Source organism: Pseudomonas sp. S3_G06 (genome assembly GCF_054667565.1).
Map to the genome: position 1 here is coordinate 5,753,409 of NZ_CP162738.1, position 21,765 is coordinate 5,775,173.

The 21,765-nt window shown below is 60.4% G+C and carries 18 protein-coding genes; 9 read left to right on the forward strand and 9 right to left on the reverse strand.

Annotated features, from left to right (window positions below):
• Positions 1–63: 63 nt before the first annotated feature.
• From AB4N47_RS25670 to AB4N47_RS25705, 8 genes are all read right to left on the reverse strand, one after another.
• Positions 64–1,986, reverse strand: coding sequence for a PrkA family serine protein kinase (locus AB4N47_RS25670; RefSeq protein WP_016772892.1), 1,923 nt, complete (start codon positions 1,984–1,986; stop codon positions 64–66).
• 296 nt (positions 1,987–2,282) lie between these two features.
• Positions 2,283–2,612 carry a thiosulfate sulfurtransferase GlpE gene (gene glpE / locus AB4N47_RS25675; RefSeq protein WP_016772893.1) on the reverse strand — a complete coding sequence of 110 codons (330 nt, stop codon included), beginning with the start codon at positions 2,610–2,612 and terminating at the stop codon, positions 2,283–2,285.
• A 33-nt stretch (positions 2,613–2,645) separates the two neighbouring features.
• The gene (locus AB4N47_RS25680; protein WP_341638040.1) at positions 2,646–3,527 is read right to left on the reverse strand and encodes a symmetrical bis(5'-nucleosyl)-tetraphosphatase; all 882 of its coding nucleotides are present in this window, start codon (positions 3,525–3,527) and stop codon (positions 2,646–2,648) included.
• Entirely contained in the window at positions 3,527–3,907 is a 381-nt protein-coding gene (gene apaG / locus AB4N47_RS25685) for a Co2+/Mg2+ efflux protein ApaG (RefSeq protein WP_122506055.1), read from the reverse strand. Before apaG ends, AB4N47_RS25680 begins: the two co-directional genes overlap by 1 nt.
• Positions 3,908–4,020: 113 nt before the next feature.
• On the reverse strand, positions 4,021–4,839 hold the full coding sequence (gene rsmA / locus AB4N47_RS25690; RefSeq protein ID WP_130887897.1) for a 16S rRNA (adenine(1518)-N(6)/adenine(1519)-N(6))-dimethyltransferase RsmA: 819 nt from the start codon (positions 4,837–4,839) through the stop codon (positions 4,021–4,023).
• On the reverse strand, positions 4,836–5,825 hold the full coding sequence (gene pdxA, locus AB4N47_RS25695; protein WP_341638039.1) for a 4-hydroxythreonine-4-phosphate dehydrogenase PdxA: 990 nt from the start codon (positions 5,823–5,825) through the stop codon (positions 4,836–4,838). The genes rsmA and pdxA overlap by 4 nt, the downstream gene beginning before the upstream one ends.
• A complete protein-coding gene (gene surA / locus AB4N47_RS25700; RefSeq protein ID WP_177318478.1) occupies positions 5,822–7,144 on the reverse strand; it encodes a peptidylprolyl isomerase SurA in 1,323 nt (440 codons plus the stop codon). Before surA ends, pdxA begins: the two co-directional genes overlap by 4 nt.
• On the reverse strand, positions 7,119–9,920 hold the full coding sequence (locus AB4N47_RS25705) for an LPS-assembly protein LptD (RefSeq protein WP_341638038.1): 2,802 nt from the start codon (positions 9,918–9,920) through the stop codon (positions 7,119–7,121). Before AB4N47_RS25705 ends, surA begins: the two co-directional genes overlap by 26 nt.
• 130 nt (positions 9,921–10,050) lie before the next feature.
• On the opposite strand from AB4N47_RS25705, the gene AB4N47_RS25710 reads away from it, so the two are divergent.
• Genes AB4N47_RS25710 through AB4N47_RS25720 form a run of 3 tightly spaced genes read left to right on the forward strand, consistent with a single transcriptional unit; the run spans position 10,051 to position 12,507 of the window.
• Positions 10,051–11,070, forward strand: a complete 1,020-nt coding sequence (locus AB4N47_RS25710) for an aminoglycoside phosphotransferase family protein (protein ID WP_016772900.1) — start codon at positions 10,051–10,053, stop codon at positions 11,068–11,070.
• Complete coding sequence (gene murU / locus AB4N47_RS25715; RefSeq protein ID WP_341638037.1) at positions 11,067–11,738, forward strand: N-acetylmuramate alpha-1-phosphate uridylyltransferase MurU; 672 nt, start codon at positions 11,067–11,069, stop codon at positions 11,736–11,738. The genes AB4N47_RS25710 and murU overlap by 4 nt, the downstream gene beginning before the upstream one ends.
• Before the next feature lies 1 nt (position 11,739).
• Positions 11,740–12,507, forward strand: coding sequence for a TerB family tellurite resistance protein (locus AB4N47_RS25720; protein ID WP_024014539.1), 768 nt, complete (start codon positions 11,740–11,742; stop codon positions 12,505–12,507).
• A gap of 121 nt (positions 12,508–12,628) precedes the next feature.
• Here the strand turns inward: AB4N47_RS25720 and AB4N47_RS25725 are convergent, their stop codons facing one another.
• Positions 12,629–13,615, reverse strand: a complete 987-nt coding sequence (locus AB4N47_RS25725; protein ID WP_341638036.1) for an alpha/beta hydrolase family protein — start codon at positions 13,613–13,615, stop codon at positions 12,629–12,631.
• Positions 13,616–13,688: 73 nt separating this feature from the next.
• Between AB4N47_RS25725 and AB4N47_RS25730 the strand changes: the two genes are divergently transcribed.
• The 6 genes from AB4N47_RS25730 to AB4N47_RS25755 all read left to right on the forward strand — a co-directional run bounded on the left by AB4N47_RS25730 (position 13,689) and on the right by AB4N47_RS25755 (position 21,726).
• Entirely contained in the window at positions 13,689–16,082 is a 2,394-nt protein-coding gene (locus AB4N47_RS25730; protein WP_341638035.1) for a PAS domain-containing sensor histidine kinase, read from the forward strand.
• A 102-nt stretch (positions 16,083–16,184) separates the two neighbouring features.
• Entirely contained in the window at positions 16,185–16,814 is a 630-nt protein-coding gene (locus tag AB4N47_RS25735; protein ID WP_003228820.1) for a response regulator, read from the forward strand.
• 333 nt (positions 16,815–17,147) lie between these two features.
• A complete protein-coding gene (locus AB4N47_RS25740) occupies positions 17,148–18,272 on the forward strand; it encodes an ABC transporter ATP-binding protein (protein WP_016772906.1) in 1,125 nt (374 codons plus the stop codon).
• A gap of 48 nt (positions 18,273–18,320) precedes the next feature.
• Positions 18,321–19,364, forward strand: coding sequence for an ABC transporter substrate-binding protein (locus AB4N47_RS25745; protein ID WP_016772907.1), 1,044 nt, complete (start codon positions 18,321–18,323; stop codon positions 19,362–19,364).
• 277 nt (positions 19,365–19,641) lie between these two features.
• Positions 19,642–20,889, forward strand: a complete 1,248-nt coding sequence (locus tag AB4N47_RS25750) for an ABC transporter permease (protein WP_016772908.1) — start codon at positions 19,642–19,644, stop codon at positions 20,887–20,889.
• 12 nt (positions 20,890–20,901) lie between these two features.
• Positions 20,902–21,726 carry an ABC transporter permease gene (locus AB4N47_RS25755; protein WP_016772909.1) on the forward strand — a complete coding sequence of 275 codons (825 nt, stop codon included), beginning with the start codon at positions 20,902–20,904 and terminating at the stop codon, positions 21,724–21,726.
• Positions 21,727–21,765 lie beyond the last annotated feature (39 nt).

Consider the following 21,765-nt stretch of genomic DNA (forward strand, 5'->3'; position numbering starts at 1 on the left):
GCCCGTGTTTTCGGGTTCACGCGCTTTGTTCTTGCAGCTTGTGGCTTATAGCTTGCAGCTGCCTCACTGCGACTTGCGGACCCGCAGGTACCATTCGGACAGCAGGCGTACCTGTTTATCGGTGTAGCCACGTTCAACCATTCGCGTAACGAAGTCGTTGTGTTTCTGCTGATCCTCCTTGCTGGCCTTGGCGTTGAAGCTGATGACGGGTAGCAGGTCTTCGGTGTTGGAGAACATTTTCTTCTCGATGACCACCCGCAGTTTTTCGTAGCTGAGCCACGTCGGGTTCTTGCCGTTGTTGTTGGCCCGGGCGCGCAGGACGAAGTTGACGATTTCGTTGCGGAAATCCTTCGGATTGCTGATCCCGGCCGGCTTTTCGATTTTTTCCAGTTCTTCGTTCAGGGCCACGCGGTTGAGGATCTCGCCGGTTTCCGGGTCGCGATACTCCTGATCCTGAATCCAGAAATCCGCATACAGCACGTAGCGATCGAAAATGTTCTGACCGTATTCGCTGTAGGACTCCAGATAAGCGGTCTGGATTTCCTTGCCGATGAACTCGATGTAGCGCGGCGCCAAGTATTCCTTCAGATAGCGCAGGTAACGTTCGCGGGTTTCGGCCTGGAACTGTTCCTGTTCGATCTGTTGTTCAAGCACATAGAGCAGGTGCACCGGGTTGGCAGCGATTTCATGCGGGTCGAAGTTGAACACCTTGGAGAGGATCTTGAAGGCGAAGCGGGTCGACAGGCCGTTCATGCCTTCGTCGACACCGGCCGAATCGCGGTACTCCTGAATCGACTTGGCCTTCGGATCAGTGTCCTTGAGGTTTTCACCGTCGTAGACGCGCATCTTCGAATAGATGTTGGAGTTTTCCGGCTCCTTGAGGCGCGACAGCACGGTGAATTGCGCAAGCATTTTCAAGGTGTCCGGTGCGCAGTGCGCCTTGGACAAGGAACTGTTGAACAGGAGTTTGTCGTAGATCTTCACTTCATCGCTGACGCGCAGGCAGTACGGCACTTTGACGATGTAGATCCGGTCGATGAACGCCTCGTTGTTCTTGTTGTTGCGGAAGGTGTGCCACTCCGACTCGTTGGAGTGAGCCAGCAAAATCCCGGTGAACGGAATCGCGCCGAGGCCTTCGGTACTGTTGTAGTTACCTTCTTGAGTAGCGGTCAGTAATGGGTGCAGCACCTTGATCGGCGCCTTGAACATTTCGACGAATTCCATCAGGCCCTGGTTGGCCCGGCACAGCGCACCGGAGTAGCTGTAGGCGTCAGCGTCGTTCTGCGGGAATTCTTCGAGTTTGCGGATATCGACCTTGCCAACCAGCGCCGAGATGTCCTGGTTGTTCTCGTCACCGGGTTCGGTCTTGGCCACCGCAATCTGATTGAGGATCGAGGGGTACAGCTTGACCACGCGGAACTGACTGATGTCGCCGCCGAATTCGGCCAGGCGTTTGGTCGCCCAGGGCGACATGATGGTGTTCAGGTAGCGTCGTGGAATGCCGAAATCTTCCTCAAGGATCGCGCCATCTTCAGTGGCGTTGAACAGACCCAGAGGTGATTCGAAGACCGGCGAGCCCTTGATGGCGTAGAAAGGCACTTTTTCCATCAGCTGTTTCAGCTTCTCGGCCAGGGACGATTTACCGCCGCCAACGGGGCCGAGCAGATAAAGAATCTGTTTCTTCTCTTCCAGGCCTTGGGCGGCGTGGCGGAAATACGAGACGATCTGGTCGATGCATTCTTCCATCCCGTGGAAGTCTTCAAAAGCCGGATAGCGGCGGATCACCTTGTTGGAGAAGATGCGCGACAGCCTCGAATTGGTCGAAGTGTCGAGCAGTTCCGGTTCGCCGATCGCCATCAATAGACGCTCGGCGGCGGAAACGTAGGCGCTGCGATCGTTTTTGCACAGCTCCAGGTACTCCTGCAGAGAGAGTTCTTCCTGGCGTGTGGATTCGAAGCGTTGTTGGAAGTGGCTAAAGATACTCATGACGTCACCTCGCTCGATACGTGGAGCCGACGCCGGATCACTCAGTCGATGCTGGCAGCAGTCGCTATGGCAGCTGCTGTTTACCCCCCAGAATTCTCCCACGGTCGACAAACCGCGAAAGCTACTCCCGATGACCCGCGCGCCGGTGTACCGGCTCTCCCCTGATTTGGATGGCCTGCGCTTAAGGATAGTTGGGAATTCGAGAGGTAAAGGCGAGATACGTAATTAGTTGTGGCAGACCGTTCGTCTGCCGCGCGCAGGCCCACGGCAGCCGGGGCCTGCGCTGCGCAAAAAAATTATTCGGCGGTGCCTTGCGCGGTTTCCGACGGATAAGTCGTACGCCACAGCTCGAAACCGCCATCCATGCTGTAGACGTCAGAGAAGCCTTGGCTGACCAGATAGGCGGCTGCGCCCTGGCTGGAATTGCCGTGGTAGCAGACCACGACGGTCGGTGCGTCAAGGTCGGCGCCCTGAATGAAAGCGTGCAGCGAATGGTTATCGAGATGTTTGGAGCCGCTAATGTGCAGCGCGGCAAAGGTCGCTGGATCGCGTACGTCAACCACAACGGCGCCTTGTTCACGCAGGGCCTGCGCCTGTTCCGGGGGGATTCGTTTGAATTCGCTCATGGCGGGTTCCTGTAGCTCAACTGAAAGTGCAGTCTAACGCGGCGCGTCGACTGGCGAAGATTCGGGGATAAGTGGCGCGACCGTGTGTGCAAGCCCGCCGTGCTCGTCGCATTTGCATGACAGGCGTTCGCCGCTGTCGACGTTCATCAGCGTCAGGCTGCCGCCCCATACGCATCCGGTGTCCAGCGCGGAAATGCCCGGCTCGTGGATATTGCCCTCGAGCGCAGCCCAGTGACCGAAGATGATGCGCAGGCCTTTGGTCTTGCGCTCCTTGTGCTGGAACCACGGCTTGTAGCCGGGCGGGGCGCTGTCGAGGCCTTCCTTGCTTTTGAGGTCGAGCTTGCCCTCGGCGGTGCAAAAGCGCATGCGCGTGAAGTAATTGGTGATTACCCGCAGACGATCAATGCCTTTGAGATCGTTGTCCCATTTTGCCGGCTCGTTGCCGTACATACCGTCAAGGTAGGCGGGGAATACGTTGTCGTCGCGCAGGGCGGTCTCGACTTCGGCGGCGCACTTCAACGCACGGCGCAGCGACCATTGCGGCGGGATGCCGGCATGGACCATCGCAACATCGCGTGTTTCGTCGTAATGCATCAGCTTCTGCTGGCGCAGCCATTCCATCAATTGCGGGCCGTCGGGAGCCTCGATGATTTCGCGCAAGGTGTCACTTTTCTTCAAACGCTCGATTTTCTTCGCGGCGGCCAGCAGGTGCAGGTCGTGATTGCCGAGCACGCAGACCAGCGACTCACGCATGCCATGGAGAAAGCGCAGGGTTTCCAGCGACTGCGGACCACGGTTGACCAGATCGCCGACCAGCCACAACCGGTCAAGCGCCGGGTCGAAAGCGACTTGCTTGAGCAGGCACTTGAGCGGTTCGAGACAGCCTTGCAGGTCACCGACGGCGTAAGTCGTCATCAGTGCAGGGCTCCGGGTACGGCGAGGCGAAACGGTTTGATGACGGCATCGAAATGTTTGCCGTCATCGGCGAGCATTTGATAAGTGCCCTGCATGGTGCCGACCTTTGTGGTCATCACCGTGCCGCTGGTATACGTGTGGCTCTTGCCTGCATCGATCAACGGTTGCTGGCCGACGACGCCTTCACCGCGCACTTGTTCGACATGGCCGTCACCATCGGTAATCACCCAGTGCCGGGACAGAAGCTTGGCCGCAATCTCGCCGTTGTTCTGCACGGTGATGGTGTAGGCGAAGGCGAAACGGTCGTGTTCGGGTTGCGATTGGTCTGCCAGATAGTGAGTGACGACGCTGACATCGACCTGATAACGGGAATCGGACATGCAAGAAGGCCTTAACGAAGCGGAACGCGGGGCGTAGCTGATGGGGAATCAGTCTAGGCAAGTATCGGGCAGTAAACCAGAGTGGTGTGCTGCCCGATAGCGTTCATCGCGGGTCAGTCTGCGGCGGGAGTTGCCGGGACCTGTATCGCGAGCTGGTCGGCCAGGCGCACGAATGCGGCCAGATCCAGCTGCTCGGGACGCAGGCTGCCATCGACGCCAGCGGCTTCGATCTCGGCGTTGCTGAGCAATTGCTTGAGGGTATTGCGCAGGGTTTTGCGGCGCTGGTTGAAGGCTTCGCGCACAACGCGCTCCAGCAGCTTGTGATCCTTGGCCGGGTGCGGCAGTACCGCGTGGGGCACGAGACGAACGATCGCCGAATCGACTTTCGGCGGCGGATTGAAAGCGCCCGGGCCAACGTTGAACAGATGTTCCACGCGGCAATGGTACTGAACCATGATCGACAAGCGACCCCAGTCACCGCCACCCGGGCCTGCGGCCAGACGCTCGACCACTTCTTTCTGCAACATGAAGTGCATGTCACGAATGATGCCGGCGTTGTTCAGCAGGTGAAAAATCAGCGGCGTGGAGATGTTGTACGGCAGGTTGCCAACCACCCGCAGGCTGTTCGGTGCGGCGTTCAGCGTATTGAAGTCGAACTTCAGCGCATCGCCCTGATGCAGGTTGAAATTGCTCATGCCCGCAAACTGCTGATTGAGGATCGGGATCAGATCCTTGTCCAGTTCCACCACGTCGAGTTGCGCGCCGGAGCCCAGCAAACCTTGGGTCAGCGCACCCTGACCGGGGCCGATTTCCAGCAGGCGGTCGTCAGCCTTGGCGTGGATGGAGCGCAGAATGCGGTCGATAACGCCGGCATCGTGGAGGAAGTTCTGACCAAAGCGTTTGCGCGCCTTGTGTTGGTATTGCTCGTTCATAAACGGGTCTCGGCCATCTGGTAGGCGGTTTCCAGGGCGACTTGCAGGCTGCCGGTGTCGATCCTGCCGCTGCCGGCCAGATCCAGGGCGGTGCCATGGTCGACCGAGGTGCGGATGATCGGCAGGCCCAGCGTCACGTTGACGGCAGCGCCGAAGCCTTTGTACTTGAGCACGGGCAAGCCCTGGTCGTGGTACATCGCCAGCACTGCGTCGCAGTGCTCCAGATATTTGGGGGTAAACAGAGTGTCGGCAGGCAGCGGGCCACGAAGGTCCATGCCCTCGCCGCGCAGGCGCTCTAATGTCGGTTCGATGATGTCGATTTCTTCATGGCCCAGGTGGCCGCCTTCACCGGCGTGCGGATTAAGACCGCAGACCAGGATGCGTGGCCGGGCGATGCCGAATTTGTCTTGCAGGTCGGCGTGCAGGATCCGAGTGACGCGCTCCAGTCGCTCTGGAGTGATCGCGTCGGCAATCTCGCGCAGAGGCAGATGCGTGGTGACCAGCGCCACGCGCAAACCGCGAGTGGCCAGCATCATCACTACCTGCGCGGTGTGCGTCAGGTCAGCGAGAAATTCTGTGTGTCCGGAGAACGCGATACCCGATTCGTTGATCACACCTTTGTGCACCGGCGCGGTGATCATCCCGGCGAAGTCGCCGTTCAGGCAGCCGTTGCCGGCGCGGGTCAAGGTTTCGAGGACGAACGCCGCGTTGGCCCTGTCCAGTTGCCCGGCGACTACCGGTGCGCTGAGCGGCGTGTCCCAGACGTACAGACTATTGGCCGGTGCTGGAACATCTGGCCACTGACCCGGCGCGACATCCAGCAGGTTGACGGCCAGCCCCAGTTGCGCGGCCCGTTCAAGGAGCAGGTCGCGGCTGGTGATGGCAATCAGGGGATGTGGCTGGGCTTGCGAGGCGAGCAGCAGGCACAGGTCGGGACCGATGCCGGCTGGTTCGCCGGGTGTCAGCGCGAAACGCTTGGGTTTCACTGCGCTGCCTGGTCTGCACCAGGGAGTTTGATCTCTACGTACGCTTCGTCACGGATCTGACGCAGCCAGGTTTGCAGCTCCTCGTCGTATTTGCGGTTACGCAGTACGGTCATGGCTTGCTGCTCACGGGCCTGTTCGGTGCCGTCAGTGGCGCGACGGCCAAGGACTTCCAGCACGTGCCAGCCGTATTGGGTCTGGAATGGCTTGGACAGTTGACCTTGTGGGGTCGAAGCCATCACTTCGCGGAATTCCGGGACCAGCACGTTCGGGTCGATCCAGTTCAGGTCGCCGCCGTTAAGGGCGGAACCCGGATCTTCCGAATAGTTTTTCGCCAGTTCGGCAAAGTCTTCGCCGGCGGTGATGCGGTCATACAACGATTGCACCAGTGCCTTGGTCTTGGCTTCGTCGCGGATCGGGCTTGGCTTGACCAGGATGTGACGCACATGCACTTCGTCGCGCATCTGCGCTTCGCCGCCGCGTTTGCCCAGCAGCTTCAGAATGATGAAGCCGCCCGGCGTACGCGCAGGCTGAGTGATGTCGCCGACGGCCATGCTGCTCAATTCGCGATCGAACGGCGGCGGCAGCTGCGCGGCTTTACGCCAGCCCATGTCGCCGCCTTCCAGGGCGTTGTCGCTGCCGGATTTGGCCACGGCCATCTGACCGAAGTCAGCGCCTTGCTTGAGCTGCTGGTAAACATCCATGGCCTGACGATAAGCGCTCTGAATCGCTTCAGAGTTGGCGCTTTCCGGAGTCGGGATCAGGATGTTGGCCAGGTGCAGTTCTTCGGACAGTTGCATCTTGCCGAGGTCAGAGGCGAGGAAGTTCTTCACCTCCTGCTCGGACACCTGAATGCGTTCTGCCACGCGACGCTGACGCACCCGGCTGATGATCATCTCGCGCTTGATCTGATCACGGGCGTCGTCATAGTTCAGGCCATCGCGAGCCAGCGCAGCACGGAACTGATCAACAGTCATGTTGTTGCGTTGGGCGATGGTGCCGACAGCCTGGTTCAGCTCTTCGTCAGTAATGCGGATGCCCGAGCGTTCGCCGATCTGCAGTTGCAGGTTTTCGACGATCAAACGCTCGAGCACTTGCTGATCGAGCACGCCCGGAGGCGGCAGACCGCCACCGCGCTTGGCGATGGTCTGCTGAACTTCGTGAACGCGCTGGTCCAGTTGGCTCTGCATGACGACGTCGTTATCGACGATCGCCACTACTTTATCGATGGACTGTACGGCGGCGTTGGCCGCCGTACCCAGGAACAACGCGCCCAGCAGCACCGGGCGCAGACAATCAGAAAGCTTGGTCTTCACGTTCACGATAACCTTGAATGCCTTTGTCGAGGAAGCTCTCTACCTTGGCGCCAGTCAGGCCGCCGAGTCCCTTCAGAACAATTTGGAGGAAAATGCCGTGGTCGCCTTTCTCGTTTTCCGGAGCTTCCTGACTGAACTCGTCATAGGAGACCCAGTAACGGTTGATCAGGCGCAGTTTCCAGCAGCAGTTGTCGTATTCGAAACCACCGAAAGCTTCCAGCGTGCGATTGCGGTTGTAGTCGTACTGCCAGCGGCTGATGGCGTTCCACTGCGGAACGATAGGCCAGATGACCGAGAAGTCATGCTGCTGGATCTTGTAGTAGTCCTTCACGTAGCCAGGTTGTCCGGGAACGCCGTAGTCACCACCGCCCACCGACCACTGACCGGTGTTCTGGTCATAACGAACCTGATCGTTGCGATAGCGATAGCCGGCATTGATGACCTTGTTCGGGTTGTCGGCTGGCTGGTAGTGGAACATCGCACTGCCGGAGCGCGGGCTGCGGCTGTCCGGGTCCCAGTTGTAGTCGGCTGTGGCGCGCCAGTCGCGGTTCCAGCGGTATTCGTATTCAAGCGCGTATGGCGAGACACTGGATTTGGAATCTTCACGGGTTTTCGCATCGATGCCAGGCAACTGCACTTCGCGATTCTTGAAGTAATAAGCCTGGCCTACGCTGATTTTCTGACGCTCGAAACCGTTGTCTTCGATCCAGCGGCTGGTCACACCCAGTGACAGCTTGTTCTCGTCACCGACACGGTCGGCACCGGTAAAGCGGTTGTCACGGAACAGCGAGGAGTAGCTGAACGTCGTTTCGCTGGTATCGAACACCGGAATATCTTCCTGATCGACCTCAGGGACGTACAGGTAGAACAGGCGTGGTTCCAGAGTCTGGCGATAGTTCTTGCCGAAGTACGAAGTATTTCGGTCGAAGTAGAGGCCACTATCAATGCTGGCGATCGGTACGCCACGATTCTGGTTGCTGTCGAACTTGCCATAGAGCTTCTGGTTTGCTGGCGACAGCGCATCGATCTGCGCTTTGCCGGTGTTGTCCAGATCAAGCTGATATTGGGTGTACTGATATTTCAGCGATGGCTTCAGGAAACCATATGTCCAGCTCATCGGCAGGCTGACGCCCGGCTTCAGATTCAAGCGATCGCCATTGGCACGAGCCAGGCCGGTGATGTTGTTGTCCAGACGCGGCTCGGTGGTAATACCGTCTTCCTGCACAAAGGTGCCGCTTCTCAGATCGCGGTCGAAACGCACCAGCTCGGTCTGATAATCGAAATCGAGGCCTTCCGGGTGATACGGCAGCTGACCATTGAAGGTGATCTGCGGCAGACGGCCATACGGTGTGATGTTCGAAACGGTCGCCAGTTGATACTGCTGAGCGTTGAGGCGTGCGGTGTAGCTGTCGCCACGATAAGTGACCGAGCCCTGCTGGTTGACGAAATCGTCGCTCTTGACGCCGATCTGGTCAGTTTGCAGGTCCTGGAAGTAATACGGATCGCTGATCTTGGTGTAGTCAACCTGGGTCAGCACGCGGGAGTCGAGACCGCCCTTGTGCTGCCAGTTGTACATGTAGCGAGTCTCGTTGTAGTCGGACTGACGCTTGCGATCATCGTCCTCGTCGTTGAGGTACGAAGCACCGAACTGACCTTCACTCGACTTGGTCAGGTAACGGAACTCACCCTCGACCAGCATGCCGCGCTTGCTCATGTAGCGCGGGTACAACGTGGCGTCATAGTTCGGCGCAAGGTTGAAGTAGTAAGGGGTGACCAGCATGAAGCCGGTGTCGCTGCCCGAACCGATGGTCGGCGGCAGGAAGCCTGACTGGCGACGGTCGTCGATCGGGAAGTAGATGTACGGGGTGTACAGAATCGGGATGTCTTTGACGCGCAACGTCACGTTGGTCGCGGTACCGAAGCCGGTGGCCGGGTTCAGGGTGATGTTGTTGCCCTTGAGCTGCCACGCGTTGCTGTTAGGTTCGCACGTGGTGTACGTGCCGTCCTTCAGGCGGATGATCGCGTTTTCGGCGCGCTTGGCATACAGCGCGTTACCGCGGATGCGCGATTTGTGCATCACGTATTCGGCGTTGTCGACCTTGGCTTCGCCGGTGTCGAGTTGCACATCGGCGTGGTCGCCGACGATCAGCGCGCCGTTGTCACGGATGCGCACGTTGCCGGCCAGTTCGCCACGGCTCTCGGCCTGATACAGGTTGGCCTCGTCGGCTTCGACCTGCATGCTGCCCTGACGCATGACCACGTCACCGGCGAGGCTGGCGACTTGTGTGTCCTGCTCATAACGCGACGCTTTGGCACCGATGAAGGTCGGCGCGTCACTTTTATTCGTCTTGTCATTCATGCCAGGACGAATCGGTTCGATATAGGAACCAGAGCAGTAAGGACCGGTCTCGGCCAATTGCGCGGCAGTGAGCTTCTCGCGCGGAACCCAGTCGAGGTGACTGTAGTCTTCGCTACGGGATTTCAGGCCGCGGCCCTTGGACTCGGTGACCAGTGCGGTTTTTGCACCGGTCTCTGCGCCGGAACCGTTGTCGGCCGGGGCCTCGCCAGCAGAGCTGACGGCACTGCCGTCATGCACTGGGCGCGGCGGCAATGCCGCGGCGGGCGACTTGGGCGCACAGTCCCAGCCACCCGTAGCCGAGACGGAGCAGTCATACTGCTCGGCGGCAACAACGAATTGACTGGCCAGAGGTTGCATAGCCAGCAGACTGCCGGTTACCAACAACGGAAATTTTTTACGAAACGCGGGGGATTTCAATGCCATCTTATTAGTCCGGGCTTCCTGCGTGCCATCTGCCCGCGGTGTGGGCCGCACGCCTCTCGATGGTCTGAAAAAGATGCTGGATAATAAAGCATGACCCGCTTGACGGCTAGCGCCGTCGGAGACCCTTGCAATGCCTGACCAAGATGTACGCTTGCAACACCTGAAAGTTTGGCTCGATGAGCAGTTGGCGAAGCTGTTTGCGGAGCAGGGCTGGGGCACCGTGCCCCCGGCCACGTTGACCGCGGCCAGCAGCGACGCGAGTTTCCGCCGCTACTTCCGCTGGGAGGGCGATGGTCGCAGCTTCGTCGTGATGGACGCGCCGCCACCTCAGGAAAACTGCAAACCGTTCGTGGATATCGCCTTTTTGCTGGCGAAATCCGGAATTAATGTGCCGAAAATTTACGCCGAAGACCTCGAGCGCGGTTTTCTTTTGCTCAATGACCTGGGCAACAAGACCTATCTCGACGTCATCGATGGCGAAAATGCCGACGCGTTATTCCACGATGCCCTGCAAGCGCTGTTGGCTTTTCAACAGTTGCCGATGGTTGCGCCGTTGCCCAGTTACGACGTCGCCTTGTTGCGTCGCGAGCTGGAATTGTTCCCCGAGTGGTACGTCAAGCGCGAGCTGGGCGTCGAGTTCGATGCGGCCCAGCAGCAACAATGGCAGCACATCAGCGAGTTGCTGATCGACAGCGCGCTGGCGCAGCCGAAAGTGCTGGTGCACCGCGACTACATGCCGCGCAACCTGATGCTCAGCGAGCCCAACCCTGGCGTGCTGGATTTCCAGGACGCGGTGTACGGCCCGGTGACCTACGACGTGACCTGCCTGTTCAAGGATGCTTTCCTCAGCTGGCCGGAAGAACGTGTACGCGGCTGGCTGGAAAGTTACTGGCAGCAGGCCTCGGCACTGGACATTCCGGTGCAAGCTGATTTTGAAGACTTCCTGCGCGCCAGCGACCTGATGGGCGTGCAGCGTCACCTCAAAGTCATCGGCATCTTTGCGCGCATCTGCCACCGCGATGGCAAGCCACGCTATCTGGCCGATGTGCCGCGTTTCTTCTCTTATATAGAAGCGGTGATCGCCCGCCGTCCTGAACTGGCGGAACTGCAAGCGCTGTTCAGCAGCTTGCGTGCTGGAGCGACGGCATGAAGGCAATGATTCTGGCCGCAGGCAAAGGCGAGCGCATGCGCCCGCTGACCCTGACTACGCCGAAACCGCTGGTGCGTGCCGCTGGCGTGCCGCTGATCGAGTATCACCTGCACGCCCTCGCGGCCGCAGGCTTCAACGAAATCGTCATCAACCACGCCTGGCTCGGTCAGCAGATCGAGGATCATCTGGGCGACGGCTCGCGCTTCGGCCTGAGTATTCGGTACTCGCCGGAAGGCGAACCGCTGGAAACCGGTGGCGGGATTTTCCGTGCACTGCCGTTGCTCGGTGATGATGCGTTTCTGGTGGTCAACGGCGATATCTGGACCGATTACGACTTCAGCGTGCTGCACCAGCCGATCAATGGCCTGGCGCATCTGGTGCTGGCGGACAATCCGCCGCATCACCCGAAAGGCGACTTCACTCTCATCGACGGCAAAGTGCAGGACGGCGAGCCTGATGCGCAGACGCTGACTTACAGCGGCATCGCCGTGCTGCATCCGCAGTTGTTCGATGGTTGCAGCGATGGCGCGTTCAAGCTCGCGCCGCTGCTACGCAACGCCATGGCCAAAGGTGAAGTGACGGGCGAGCGGTTGAAGGGGCATTGGGTAGATGTTGGTACCTACGAGCGTCTGGCCGAAGCTGAAGCCTTGATAGAAGCGAGTCGCTGAGATGCTGTGGCCAGGGACTCTGATTGGAGCCGGAGTGGGGTACGCGATTGCCAGCATTCCGGGGGCCATGCTTGGGGCGTTGTTGGGGCAGGCGCTGGATCGGCGCTTGCACTTGCAGAGCTGGGGACATTTACGCGAAAAGCTCGGCGGCCGGCCGATGCTGCGCAACGATGAATTGCTGTTCGTGTTGCTCGGGCGTCTGGCCAAGAGCGACGGGCGCGTCACTGACGGGCATATCCAGCAGGCGCGCAACGAAATGCGCGCGCTGGAAATGAGCGAGCCGGCGACTCGACGGGCCATTGCTGCATTCAATCGCGGCAAGTCCGGCAGCGACAATCTGCGCGGCTATCTGCGTCGTTTGAGTTCGCAACCGCATGCGGCTGAAGGCGTGTTGCGCGCCTGTTGGCGAATGGTCTGGGCCGACGGTCGCGCTGGGGTGAGTGAGCGCGAATTGCTGGCGCAGTGGGGCAAATGGCTAGGCTGGACGGCGCAGCAGGTGCAGGCATTGGCCAGCGATTACGAGCCGGGCAAGCGGCCGATCGTCAGTGCCGCAGTGAGCTATCAGGAGGCGATGAAGCTGCTTGGTGTGTCAGCGAGCAGCGAGCCGGCACAGATCAAGCGCGCTTACCGGCGATTGCTCAGTCGCCATCACCCGGACAAGATCGCCGGCAGTGGCGCGACCCCGGCACAGGTGCGTGAGGCGACCGAGCGGACGCGGGAATTGCATAGCGCCTATACGTTGATTCGCGAGCGACGGGATTTTCGCTAGAAGTTAGATGGGTGTTGCTTGTGCTTGCCCCTTCGCGAGCAGGCTCGCTCCCACATTGAATTGTGCATAAATCAATGTGGGAGCGAGCCTGCTCGCGAAGAGGGGCGACTCGGTCCGAATGTCAGTCGACAGCCTGAGGGTTCAACCAGCCCCGCACCCGGCGAAACAATTGTTCCTGCTCGGCCTTTTTGTCCGGCAACACCTTCAGCGCCACCTGGCTGAACGCCGAGGTCTTCAGGCGCTTGCTCGCCTGCATGCGCTCCAGCGCTGCGTTGCGATCCAGCGCTTTGTCCATGTAGAAAATATCCACCGTCGGCAGCTTCAGCGTCGGCGTCAGTTCGGCGAGTGGCGGCAGGGCTTTGGTCGGGACTTGCGCATCGACCATCACCAGTTTTTCCACCTGCGGCGTCTGCCGCTCGCTGAGAAAACGCGCCGCCCAGTAGGCGCCGGTGCCGTGCCCGAGCACTACAATGCTGCGCGCGCTCTGCTGTTCGGCGTAGGCAATCGCTGCATCGATTCGCCCGAAGATGCGATCGGCATCGGCCTTGGCTTGTTCTTCGTTGGTCTCGGCGACCACCTGTTCGGCAACTTCCGCTTCACCGCCAGCGGCCTGTTCGATCGGTTGTGCGGTGGTGGCGTCTTTGCTTGCGGTTTCGGGGGCTTTCGGCGCCGCGGCCGGTTCGATCACGCGCGGAGCAAGGGCGTCGCCTTGCAGATCCGGCAGGGTGATACTCAGGCTGCTCCACTCGACGTCCGGCAATTTGCGTCGCAACGGGCCTATTGCCTGCGGCCAGTCAGCGGTTTCGCCGGCACCGGGAACTATGATCACCGCGCCTTTGGGTTCGGCGCTGTTGGCCGGTTTCCAAAGGGCGAGGAAAGTGTCGCTGCCAGCCTGCAGTTGTTGCTGCTCTTGCGCCGGCAGTTTACGTTGCAGTGCGGCGGCCTCTTCCTGACTACGCTCAAGCAGTGGCTGGCGCTCGGCCGGTTTTTCTTCGGCGGGTTTATCCGTAGCGGCAGGCGCCGGGTCGGCGGCTTCGACGGAAAACGCACAAGGCAGGATCAGCGACAGGCACAATGCTGGCAGTGCCAGGCGGTAGACAGAGGGCATTGGTTATTCCAGGCCAGAAAGTATCCCGCCAGCCTAATGGGTTGGTCAGAATTTGTCAGTGTATGAGACTTCAATGAAGCGATTTTGCTGCCTGTGGGTTATCGGCTGTTTCTGGTTTCCCTTGATGGGCTGGGCGGCGCCTGCGCCACCGGCTCATGCCGCGCAATTGTCGCCAGAACAGCAGCAATGGCTGGCGCAGCACACTGAATTGCGCGTCGGCCTGGTCTTGCAGGCGCCCTACGCGACCTACGATCGGCGCCTGCAGCGATTGTCCGGGGCCAATGTCGAGTTGATGAAGCTGCTGGCCAAAACCCTCGGCGTGGAACTGAGCTGGCGCAACTTTCAGGATCTCGGGGCATTGGAAAACGCTTTGCGCGAGGGCGAGATCGACATCGCCCCGGGCCTCAGCCAGACCCCGAGCGCGCTGCGCCTCTGGCAGTTTTCCGACCCGTACATGCGCGTGGCGCAACTGGTGGTCAGCGACCAGAAAAGCAGCGGCGCGGTCGATCTGGAAAAGCTCGACAGCCAGACCCGCGTCGCCGTGCGCATGCCGAGCAGCACCGCCGATTATCTGCGCAGCAACTATCCGCACTTGAATCTGCAAGGCGTGCCGCTGGAGCGTCAGGCATTGCAACTGCTGTTGAGTCAGCAAGCCTCCTACGCGGTGGTCGACGAAGCACAGTTGGGTCGCTTGTCGGTGGAGCCGGAGTTTGCCGAACTGGTGGTGGTCGGCGATATCGGCCTGCCGCAACTGCTGCGTGTGGCCTCGCGGCGCGATTGGCCGGAACTGGCCGGCATCGTCCAGAGCGCCTTGCGCGCGATCCCGGCCAAGGATCTGGAACAACTGCACAACCAATGGCTGCAGCCGAAATATCCACGGCTGACCGAATCGCCGGGGTTCTGGCAGAACCTCAGTCTGTTGTTCGCCGTGATGCTGCTCAGTTGCGCGGCGATCGTGGTCTGGCAGCGGCGCCAACAGCACAGCCTCGAACAACGCCTGCTCAGCGCCCGGGAAGACATCGCGTTGCGCGCGGCCAGTGAAGAGGCGCTGCGGCTGACACAGTTTTCCATCGACCAAAGCACCGTCGGCATTCTCTGGGTCAATTGGGACAGCCATGTGCGTTACGCCAACCGCGCGGCGGAAAACATGCTCGGTTATCCCTCGGGCGGGCTGATCGAGCGGCCGCTGATCGATTTCGAGCCCGGCCTGCACATGGATCGCTGGCTCAATCTGTGGAAGCGTGCGCGGACCAGTGAAGAAGGGCCGCTGAGCTTCGAAACCAGCTGCCTGCGCGCCGATGGCAGCGTGTTGCCGGCCGACGTGTCTTTGAGTTTTCTGCGTTTTCGCGACAGTGAATATCTGGTGGTCTACCTCACCGACGTCACCGACCGCCGCCGCGCGCTCGCCGCTTTGCAGGAAAGCGAGGCGCGCCTGCAAGGCATCGCCGCCAACGTCCCGGGTCTGGTGTTCAGGCTGGAGCGGGCACCGGTCACCGGGCAGATCGACTTTGCCTACATCAGCGAAGGCAGCGAAAGTCTGGTCGGTTATGCGCCGGCAGCCATCGCTCATCGCGACATGGGCCTGCGCAGTCTGGTGCACCCCGACGACAAGGCCAGTTATCACCGCACCCAGGATCAGGCGCTGGATACCGACAGCGACTGGTCGTGGCAGGGCCGCATCGTCACGCGCCAGGGTGAGCAGCGCTGGGCCGAGATCAAGGCGATCACCCGCCAGCTGGAGGACGGCGCCTATGTGTGGGACGGCATCGTCTGGGACATCAGCGAAAGCAAACGCATCGAGCTGGAACTGGCGGCCTCGCGCGAGCAGCTGCGCGAACTGTCGGCGCACCTGGAAAGCGTGCGCGAAGAAGAGAAGGCGCGCATCGCCCGGGAAGTTCATGATGAGTTGGGACAGATGCTCACCGTGCTCAAACTGGAGACATCGATGTGCGAATTGGCCTATGCGCAACTCGATCCGGGACTCAACGAGCGGCTCAACAGCATGAAACGCCTGATCGCGCAGTTGTTTCAGCTGGTGCGTGATGTGGCAACGGCGTTGCGCCCGCCGATCCTTGATGCCGGGATTGCCTCGGCCATCGAGTGGCAGGCACGGCGTTTCGAGGCGCGCACACAGATACCGTGTCTGGTGCAGGTGCCGGACAACCTGCCGGCACTCAGCGATGCCAAGGCGGTGGGGCTGTTCCGGATTTTGCAGGAGGCGCTGACCAACGTGATGCGCCATGCTCAGGCGCACACGGTGGAGCTGACGCTGGAGCTTGCGGGCGATGAATTGTGTCTGACCGTCAGCGATGATGGCGTAGGATTTGTCGCCGCTGAAGGTCGGCCGACGTCGTTTGGTCTGGTTGGCATGCGTGAGCGGGTGCTGATCATGGGCGGGCGACTGGAACTGGTGAGTGAGCCGGGGGAGGGCACCAGTCTTAAGGTGTGGGTGCCTGTGGATCGCTAAAAGATCGCAGCCTTCGGCAGCTCCTACACTGATCGCATACCCCTGTAGGAGCTGCCGAAGGCTGCGATCTTTTCGCTTCATGCAAATATCGAGGAAATCCAAGTGATCCGTGTACTGGTAGCCGAAGACCACACCATCGTCCGCGAGGGCATCAAGCAATTGATCGGCCTGGCCAAGGATCTGCAAGTCGTGGGGGAGGCGAGCAATGGTGAGCAACTGCTCGAAACCCTGCGCAGCGTGCCGTGCGAGGTGGTGCTGCTGGACATCTCCATGCCCGGCGTCAACGGCCTGGAAGCGATCCCGCGCATCCGTGCGCTGAACAATCCGCCGGCGATTCTGGTGCTGTCGATGCACGACGAAGCGCAAATGGCCGCGCGCGCCTTGAAGGTCGGCGCGGCCGGGTATGCGACCAAGGACAGCGATCCGGCGCTGCTGCTCACGGCGATTCGCAAAGTCGCGGCGGGCGGGCGTTACATTGACCCGGAACTGGCCGACCGCATGGTCTTCGAAGTCGGCCTGACCGATACCCGGCCGCTGCATTCGCTGTTGTCAGAACGCGAATTCTCGGTGTTCGAACGCCTCGCTCAGGGCGCCAACGTCAACGACATCGCCCAGCAACTGGCCTTGAGCAGCAAGACCATCAGCACCCACAAGGCGCGGCTGATGCAGAAGCTCAACATCACCTCGCTGGCCGAACTGGTGAAATACGCGATGGAGCACAAACTCCTCTGACCATCACCGCCCTCATGTGGGAGCGAGCCTGCTCGCGAAAGCGGCGTAACAGGCAGCCATTCAGTTTGATGACCCACCGCATTCGCGAGCAGGCTCGCTCCCACAGGTTCGGAGTTGGCATATCCATTAGCGACAAGCGCTTTTGCCTGTTCTTGCCGCTTGCAGCTTGCCCCTTGCCGCTGCGTTTGCCCAAACGCGCCATCCTTGTAGGGCAATCCCTACCCCCAACCTTCCATTGCGCTTAAGCGATTCTCTCCTGCACCCCGATTTGCGTGGCCGCCGCCAGCCACTAGGCTTGATGAACAAGCAGTCATCAACAACAAAGGTGTGGGTATGAGCCAGGTCGATACAAGCGCAGGGACCAGTGATGTGCTGGTCAGCTTTCGTGGTGTGCAGAAGAGCTACGACGGCGAGAACCTGATCGTCAAAGACCTCAACCTGGACATTCGCAAGGGCGAATTTCTTACCCTGCTCGGGCCGTCCGGTTCCGGCAAGACCACCAGCCTGATGATGCTCGCCGGGTTCGAAACGCCGACCGCCGGTGAAATCCTCCTGTCCGGGCGTTCGATCAACAACGTGCCGCCGCACAAGCGCGATATCGGCATGGTGTTCCAGAACTACGCGCTGTTCCCGCACATGACTGTCGCGGAGAACCTTGCTTTCCCGTTGACCGTGCGCGGCTTGAATAAAAGCGACGTCAGCGAGCGGGTGAAGAAAGTCCTCAGCATGGTTCAGCTCGACGCGTTCGCCTCGCGCTATCCGGCGCAGTTGTCCGGTGGTCAGCAGCAGCGTGTGGCACTGGCCCGCGCGCTGGTGTTCGAGCCGCAACTGGTGCTGATGGACGAGCCGCTGGGCGCCCTCGACAAACAACTGCGTGAACACATGCAGATGGAGATCAAACACCTGCACCAGCGCCTCGGCGTGACCGTGGTCTACGTAACCCACGATCAGGGTGAAGCGCTGACCATGTCGGACCGCGTGGCGGTATTCCATCAGGGCGAGATCCAGCAGATCGCGCCACCGCGCACCCTTTACGAAGAGCCGAAGAACACCTTTGTCGCCAACTTCATTGGTGAGAACAACCGCCTCAACGGCCGCCTGCTCAGCCAGAGCGGCGAGCGCTGCGTGGTCGAGTTGGGGCGTGGAGAGAAGGTCGAGGCGCTGGCCGTCAACGTTGGCCAGACCGGCGAACCGGTGACTCTGTCGATCCGTCCGGAGCGCGTCAGCCTCAACGGTTCGAGCGATCAATGCGTCAACCGCTTCTCAGGGAGGGTGGCGGAATTCATCTATCTGGGCGACCACGTCCGGGTGCGCCTGGAAGTCTGCGGCAAGACCGACTTCTTCGTGAAACAACCGATTGCCGAGCTCGATCCTGCGCTCGCTGTCGGCGACGTGGTACCGCTTGGCTGGCAGGTCGAGCACGTTCGTGCGCTCGATCCGCTTTTAGAGGCGCACTAAGCGCCCCGGCAATACCAACACCAACCCTGCACGTGGAGAGAACAATAAATGTTGAGATCCCTGAAGTTCACCGCCCTGACTCTGGGCCTGATGGGTGCGACCGGCGCAATGGCCGCCGGCCCGGACTTGACCGTGGTGTCGTTTGGCGGGGCGAACAAGGCGGCGCAAGTCAAAGCCTTCTATGCACCGTGGGAAGCGGCGGGTAACGGCAAGATCGTTGCCGGTGAATACAACGGTGAGATGGCCAAGGTCAAAGCCATGGTCGACACCAAGAGCGTGTCGTGGGACCTGGTCGAAGTTGAATCGCCAGAGCTGTCCCGTGGTTGCGACGAAGACATGTTCGAGCAGCTTGATCCTGCGCTGTTCGGCAAAACCGAAGACTACGTCAAAGGCGCCATTCAGCCATGCGGCGTAGGTTTCTTTGTGTGGTCTACCGTGCTGGCCTACAACGCCGACAAGCTGAAGACCGCGCCGACCAGTTGGGCGGATTTCTGGGACACGAAGAAATTCCCGGGCAAGCGCGGCCTGCGCAAAGGCGCCAAATACACCCTCGAATTCGCGCTGATGGCCGATGGTGTCGCGCCGAAAGACGTCTACAAAGAGCTGGCGAGCAAGGGCGGCCAGGATCGCGCCTTCAAGAAACTCGATGAGCTCAAGCCAAGCATTCAGTGGTGGGAAGCCGGCGCACAACCGCCGCAATACCTCGCTTCCGGTGACGTGGTGATGAGCTCGGCTTACAACGGTCGCATCGCGGCGGTGCAGAAAGAATCCAACCTGAAAGTGGTGTGGAACGGCGGCATCTACGACTTCGACGCCTGGGCTATCCCGAAAGGTCTGGACGCCAAGCGCGCCGAAGCGGCGAAGAAGTTCATTGCCTTCTCGGTGCAGCCGCAGCAGCAGAAGACCTACTCGGAAAACATCGCCTACGGCCCGGCCAACACCCAAGCCGTACCGCTGCTGGCCAAGGATGTCCTGAAAGACATGCCGACCACCCCGGAAAACATCGCCAACCAGGTGCAGATCGACGTCAGCTTCTGGGCTGACAACGGCGAGCAACTGGAACAGCGTTTCAATTCCTGGGCGGCGAAATAACCACTGTCTTACCTGTATGGAGATGGCAAGGGGGCTTTTGTGGCGAGGGGATTTATCCCCGTTGGGTTGCGAAGCAGCCCCGAAGCCATACCCGCTCGGTGGCTCAGGTAAACCGCATTCTCAGGTTTTACGACTGCTGCGCAGCCGAACGGGGATAAATCCCCTCGCCACAAAGGTTCGCTGCCACAGGAAGGCTCGCTCCCACAGGTAGCAGTGTTTCAACGCAACAGAGGTGGTTCGCCACCTCTGTAACGATCAAAGATTTGCGGAGTACGTCATGGCCATCGCCGTTCCCCTGAACGAGGGCGCCAGCCCCACCTTGAAGCAGAAGCTCAAGCACGCCGAGCGGGTCAACCGCTGGAAAGCCCAGGCACTGATTGCGCCGCTGGTGCTGTTTCTGCTGCTGGTGTTTCTGGTGCCGATCGTGGCGCTGCTCTATAAAAGCGTCGGCAACCCGGAAGTGGTTGGCGGCATGCCGCGCACTGTCACTGCCATCGCCAGTTGGGACGGCCGTGGTCTGCCCGCCGAACCGGTGTACAAGGCTGCCAGCGAAGATCTCGCCGAAGCCCGCAAAAACCAGACGCTGGGCGATCTGTCCAAGCGCTTGAACATGGAGTTGGCCGGCTACCGCAGCCTGCTGACCAAAACCGCCCGGGCGCTGCCGTTCGCCAGCGAACCGGCCTCTTATAAAGAAGCGCTGGAAGCGCTCGACGAACGCTGGGGCGACCCGGCCTACTGGCAAGCGGTGAAACGCAACACCAGCAGCATCACTCCGTATTACCTGCTGGCGGCGGTCGATCACCGTATCGATGATCTCGGCGAACTGGCCCCGGCCACCCCGGATCAAGCGATCTACCTCGACATCTTCGCTCGCACGTTCTGGATGGGCCTGGTCATCACCGTGATCTGCCTGCTGCTCGCCTATCCACTGGCTTATTTGCTGGCGAACCTGCCTTCGCGGCAGAGCAACCTGCTGATGATCCTGGTGCTGCTGCCGTTCTGGACTTCGATTCTGGTGCGGGTCGCAGCGTGGATCGTGCTGCTGCAATCCGGCGGTCTGATCAACAGTGCGCTGCTGGCCATGGGCATCATCGATAAACCGCTGGAACTGGTGTTCAACCGCACCGGCGTATACATCTCGATGGTGCACATTCTGCTGCCGTTCATGATTCTGCCGATCTACAGCGTGATGAAAGGCATCTCGCCGACCTATATGCGTGCCGCCATTTCCCTCGGCTGCCACCCGTTCGCCAGTTTCTGGCGAGTGTACTTCCCGCAGACCTACGCCGGCGTTGGCGCCGGCTGCCTGTTGGTGTTCATCCTCGCCATCGGCTACTACATCACCCCGGCGCTGCTCGGCAGCCCGAACGACCAAATGGTCAGCTACTTCGTCGCCTTCTACACCAACACCAGCATCAACTGGGGCATGGCCACTGCGCTCGGCGGGCTGCTGTTGCTGGCGACCGTGGTGCTTTATCTGATCTACAGCTGGCTGGTCGGCGCCAGTCGCCTGCGCCTGAGCTAAGGGGAATTTGCGATGCTGAGTCCTTACATGTCGCCCATCGAACGGGTGTGGTTCTACAGCCTGCGGATTCTCTGCGGCCTGATCCTGCTGTTCCTGATCCTGCCGGTGCTGGTGATCATTCCGCTGTCGTTCAACTCGGGGAGTTTCCTGGTCTATCCGCTGCAAGGTTTCTCGCTGCAGTGGTACCACGACTTCTTCGCCTCGGCGGAATGGATGCGCGCGCTGAAGAACAGCATCATCGTCGCCCCGGCGGCGACGGTGCTGGCGATGATCTTCGGCACGCTGGCGGCGATCGGCCTGACCCGTGGCGACTTCCCAGGTAAGTCACTGGTGATGGCGCTGGTGATTTCGCCGATGGTGGTGCCGGTGGTGATCATCGGCGTGGCGAGTTATCTGTTCTTCGCGCCGCTGGGGCTGGGTAACAGCTTCTTCTCGCTGATCGTCGTGCATGCGGTATTGGGTGTGCCGTTTGTGATCATCACCGTGTCGGCGACGTTGCAGGGTTTTAATCACAACCTGGTGCGTGCTGCTGCGAGTCTCGGTGCATCGCCGCTGACTGCATTCCGCCGGGTGACCTTGCCGCTGATTGCGCCGGGAGTGATTTCCGGGGCGCTGTTTGCCTTTGCCACTTCTTTCGATGAAGTGGTGGTGACGCTGTTTCTTGCCGGGCCTGAGCAGGCGACATTGCCTCGGCAGATGTTCAGCGGGATTCGCGAGAACCTCAGCCCGACGATCGCCGCGGCGGCGACGTTACTGATTGCTTTCTCGGTGATCTTGCTGCTGACCCTGGAATGGCTGCGTGGGCGTAGCGAGAAACTGCGTACTGCGCAGGTCTGACACCAGCCCTCCTGCCGGAACCGAATCGTCCTCTGTAGG

Excerpts from the sequence above, each read along its gene's own strand:
- AB4N47_RS25670 (WP_016772892.1), bottom strand. The coding sequence starts at position 1,986 with ATGAGTATCTTTAGCCACTTCCAACAACGCTTCGAATCCACACGCCAG.
- glpE (WP_016772893.1), bottom strand. The coding sequence starts at position 2,612 with ATGAGCGAATTCAAACGAATCCCCCCGGAACAGGCGCAGGCCCTGCGT.
- AB4N47_RS25680 (WP_341638040.1), bottom strand. The coding sequence starts at position 3,527 with ATGACGACTTACGCCGTCGGTGACCTGCAAGGCTGTCTCGAACCGCTC.
- apaG (WP_122506055.1), bottom strand. The coding sequence starts at position 3,907 with ATGTCCGATTCCCGTTATCAGGTCGATGTCAGCGTCGTCACTCACTAT.
- rsmA (WP_130887897.1), bottom strand. The coding sequence starts at position 4,839 with ATGAACGAGCAATACCAACACAAGGCGCGCAAACGCTTTGGTCAGAAC.
- AB4N47_RS25705 (WP_341638038.1), bottom strand. The coding sequence starts at position 9,920 with ATGGCATTGAAATCCCCCGCGTTTCGTAAAAAATTTCCGTTGTTGGTA.
- AB4N47_RS25710 (WP_016772900.1), top strand. The coding sequence starts at position 10,051 with ATGCCTGACCAAGATGTACGCTTGCAACACCTGAAAGTTTGGCTCGAT.
- murU (WP_341638037.1), top strand. The coding sequence starts at position 11,067 with ATGAAGGCAATGATTCTGGCCGCAGGCAAAGGCGAGCGCATGCGCCCG.
- AB4N47_RS25720 (WP_024014539.1), top strand. The coding sequence starts at position 11,740 with ATGCTGTGGCCAGGGACTCTGATTGGAGCCGGAGTGGGGTACGCGATT.
- AB4N47_RS25725 (WP_341638036.1), bottom strand. The coding sequence starts at position 13,615 with ATGCCCTCTGTCTACCGCCTGGCACTGCCAGCATTGTGCCTGTCGCTG.
- AB4N47_RS25730 (WP_341638035.1), top strand. The coding sequence starts at position 13,689 with ATGAAGCGATTTTGCTGCCTGTGGGTTATCGGCTGTTTCTGGTTTCCC.
- AB4N47_RS25740 (WP_016772906.1), top strand. The coding sequence starts at position 17,148 with ATGAGCCAGGTCGATACAAGCGCAGGGACCAGTGATGTGCTGGTCAGC.
- AB4N47_RS25745 (WP_016772907.1), top strand. The coding sequence starts at position 18,321 with ATGTTGAGATCCCTGAAGTTCACCGCCCTGACTCTGGGCCTGATGGGT.
- AB4N47_RS25750 (WP_016772908.1), top strand. The coding sequence starts at position 19,642 with ATGGCCATCGCCGTTCCCCTGAACGAGGGCGCCAGCCCCACCTTGAAG.
- AB4N47_RS25755 (WP_016772909.1), top strand. The coding sequence starts at position 20,902 with ATGCTGAGTCCTTACATGTCGCCCATCGAACGGGTGTGGTTCTACAGC.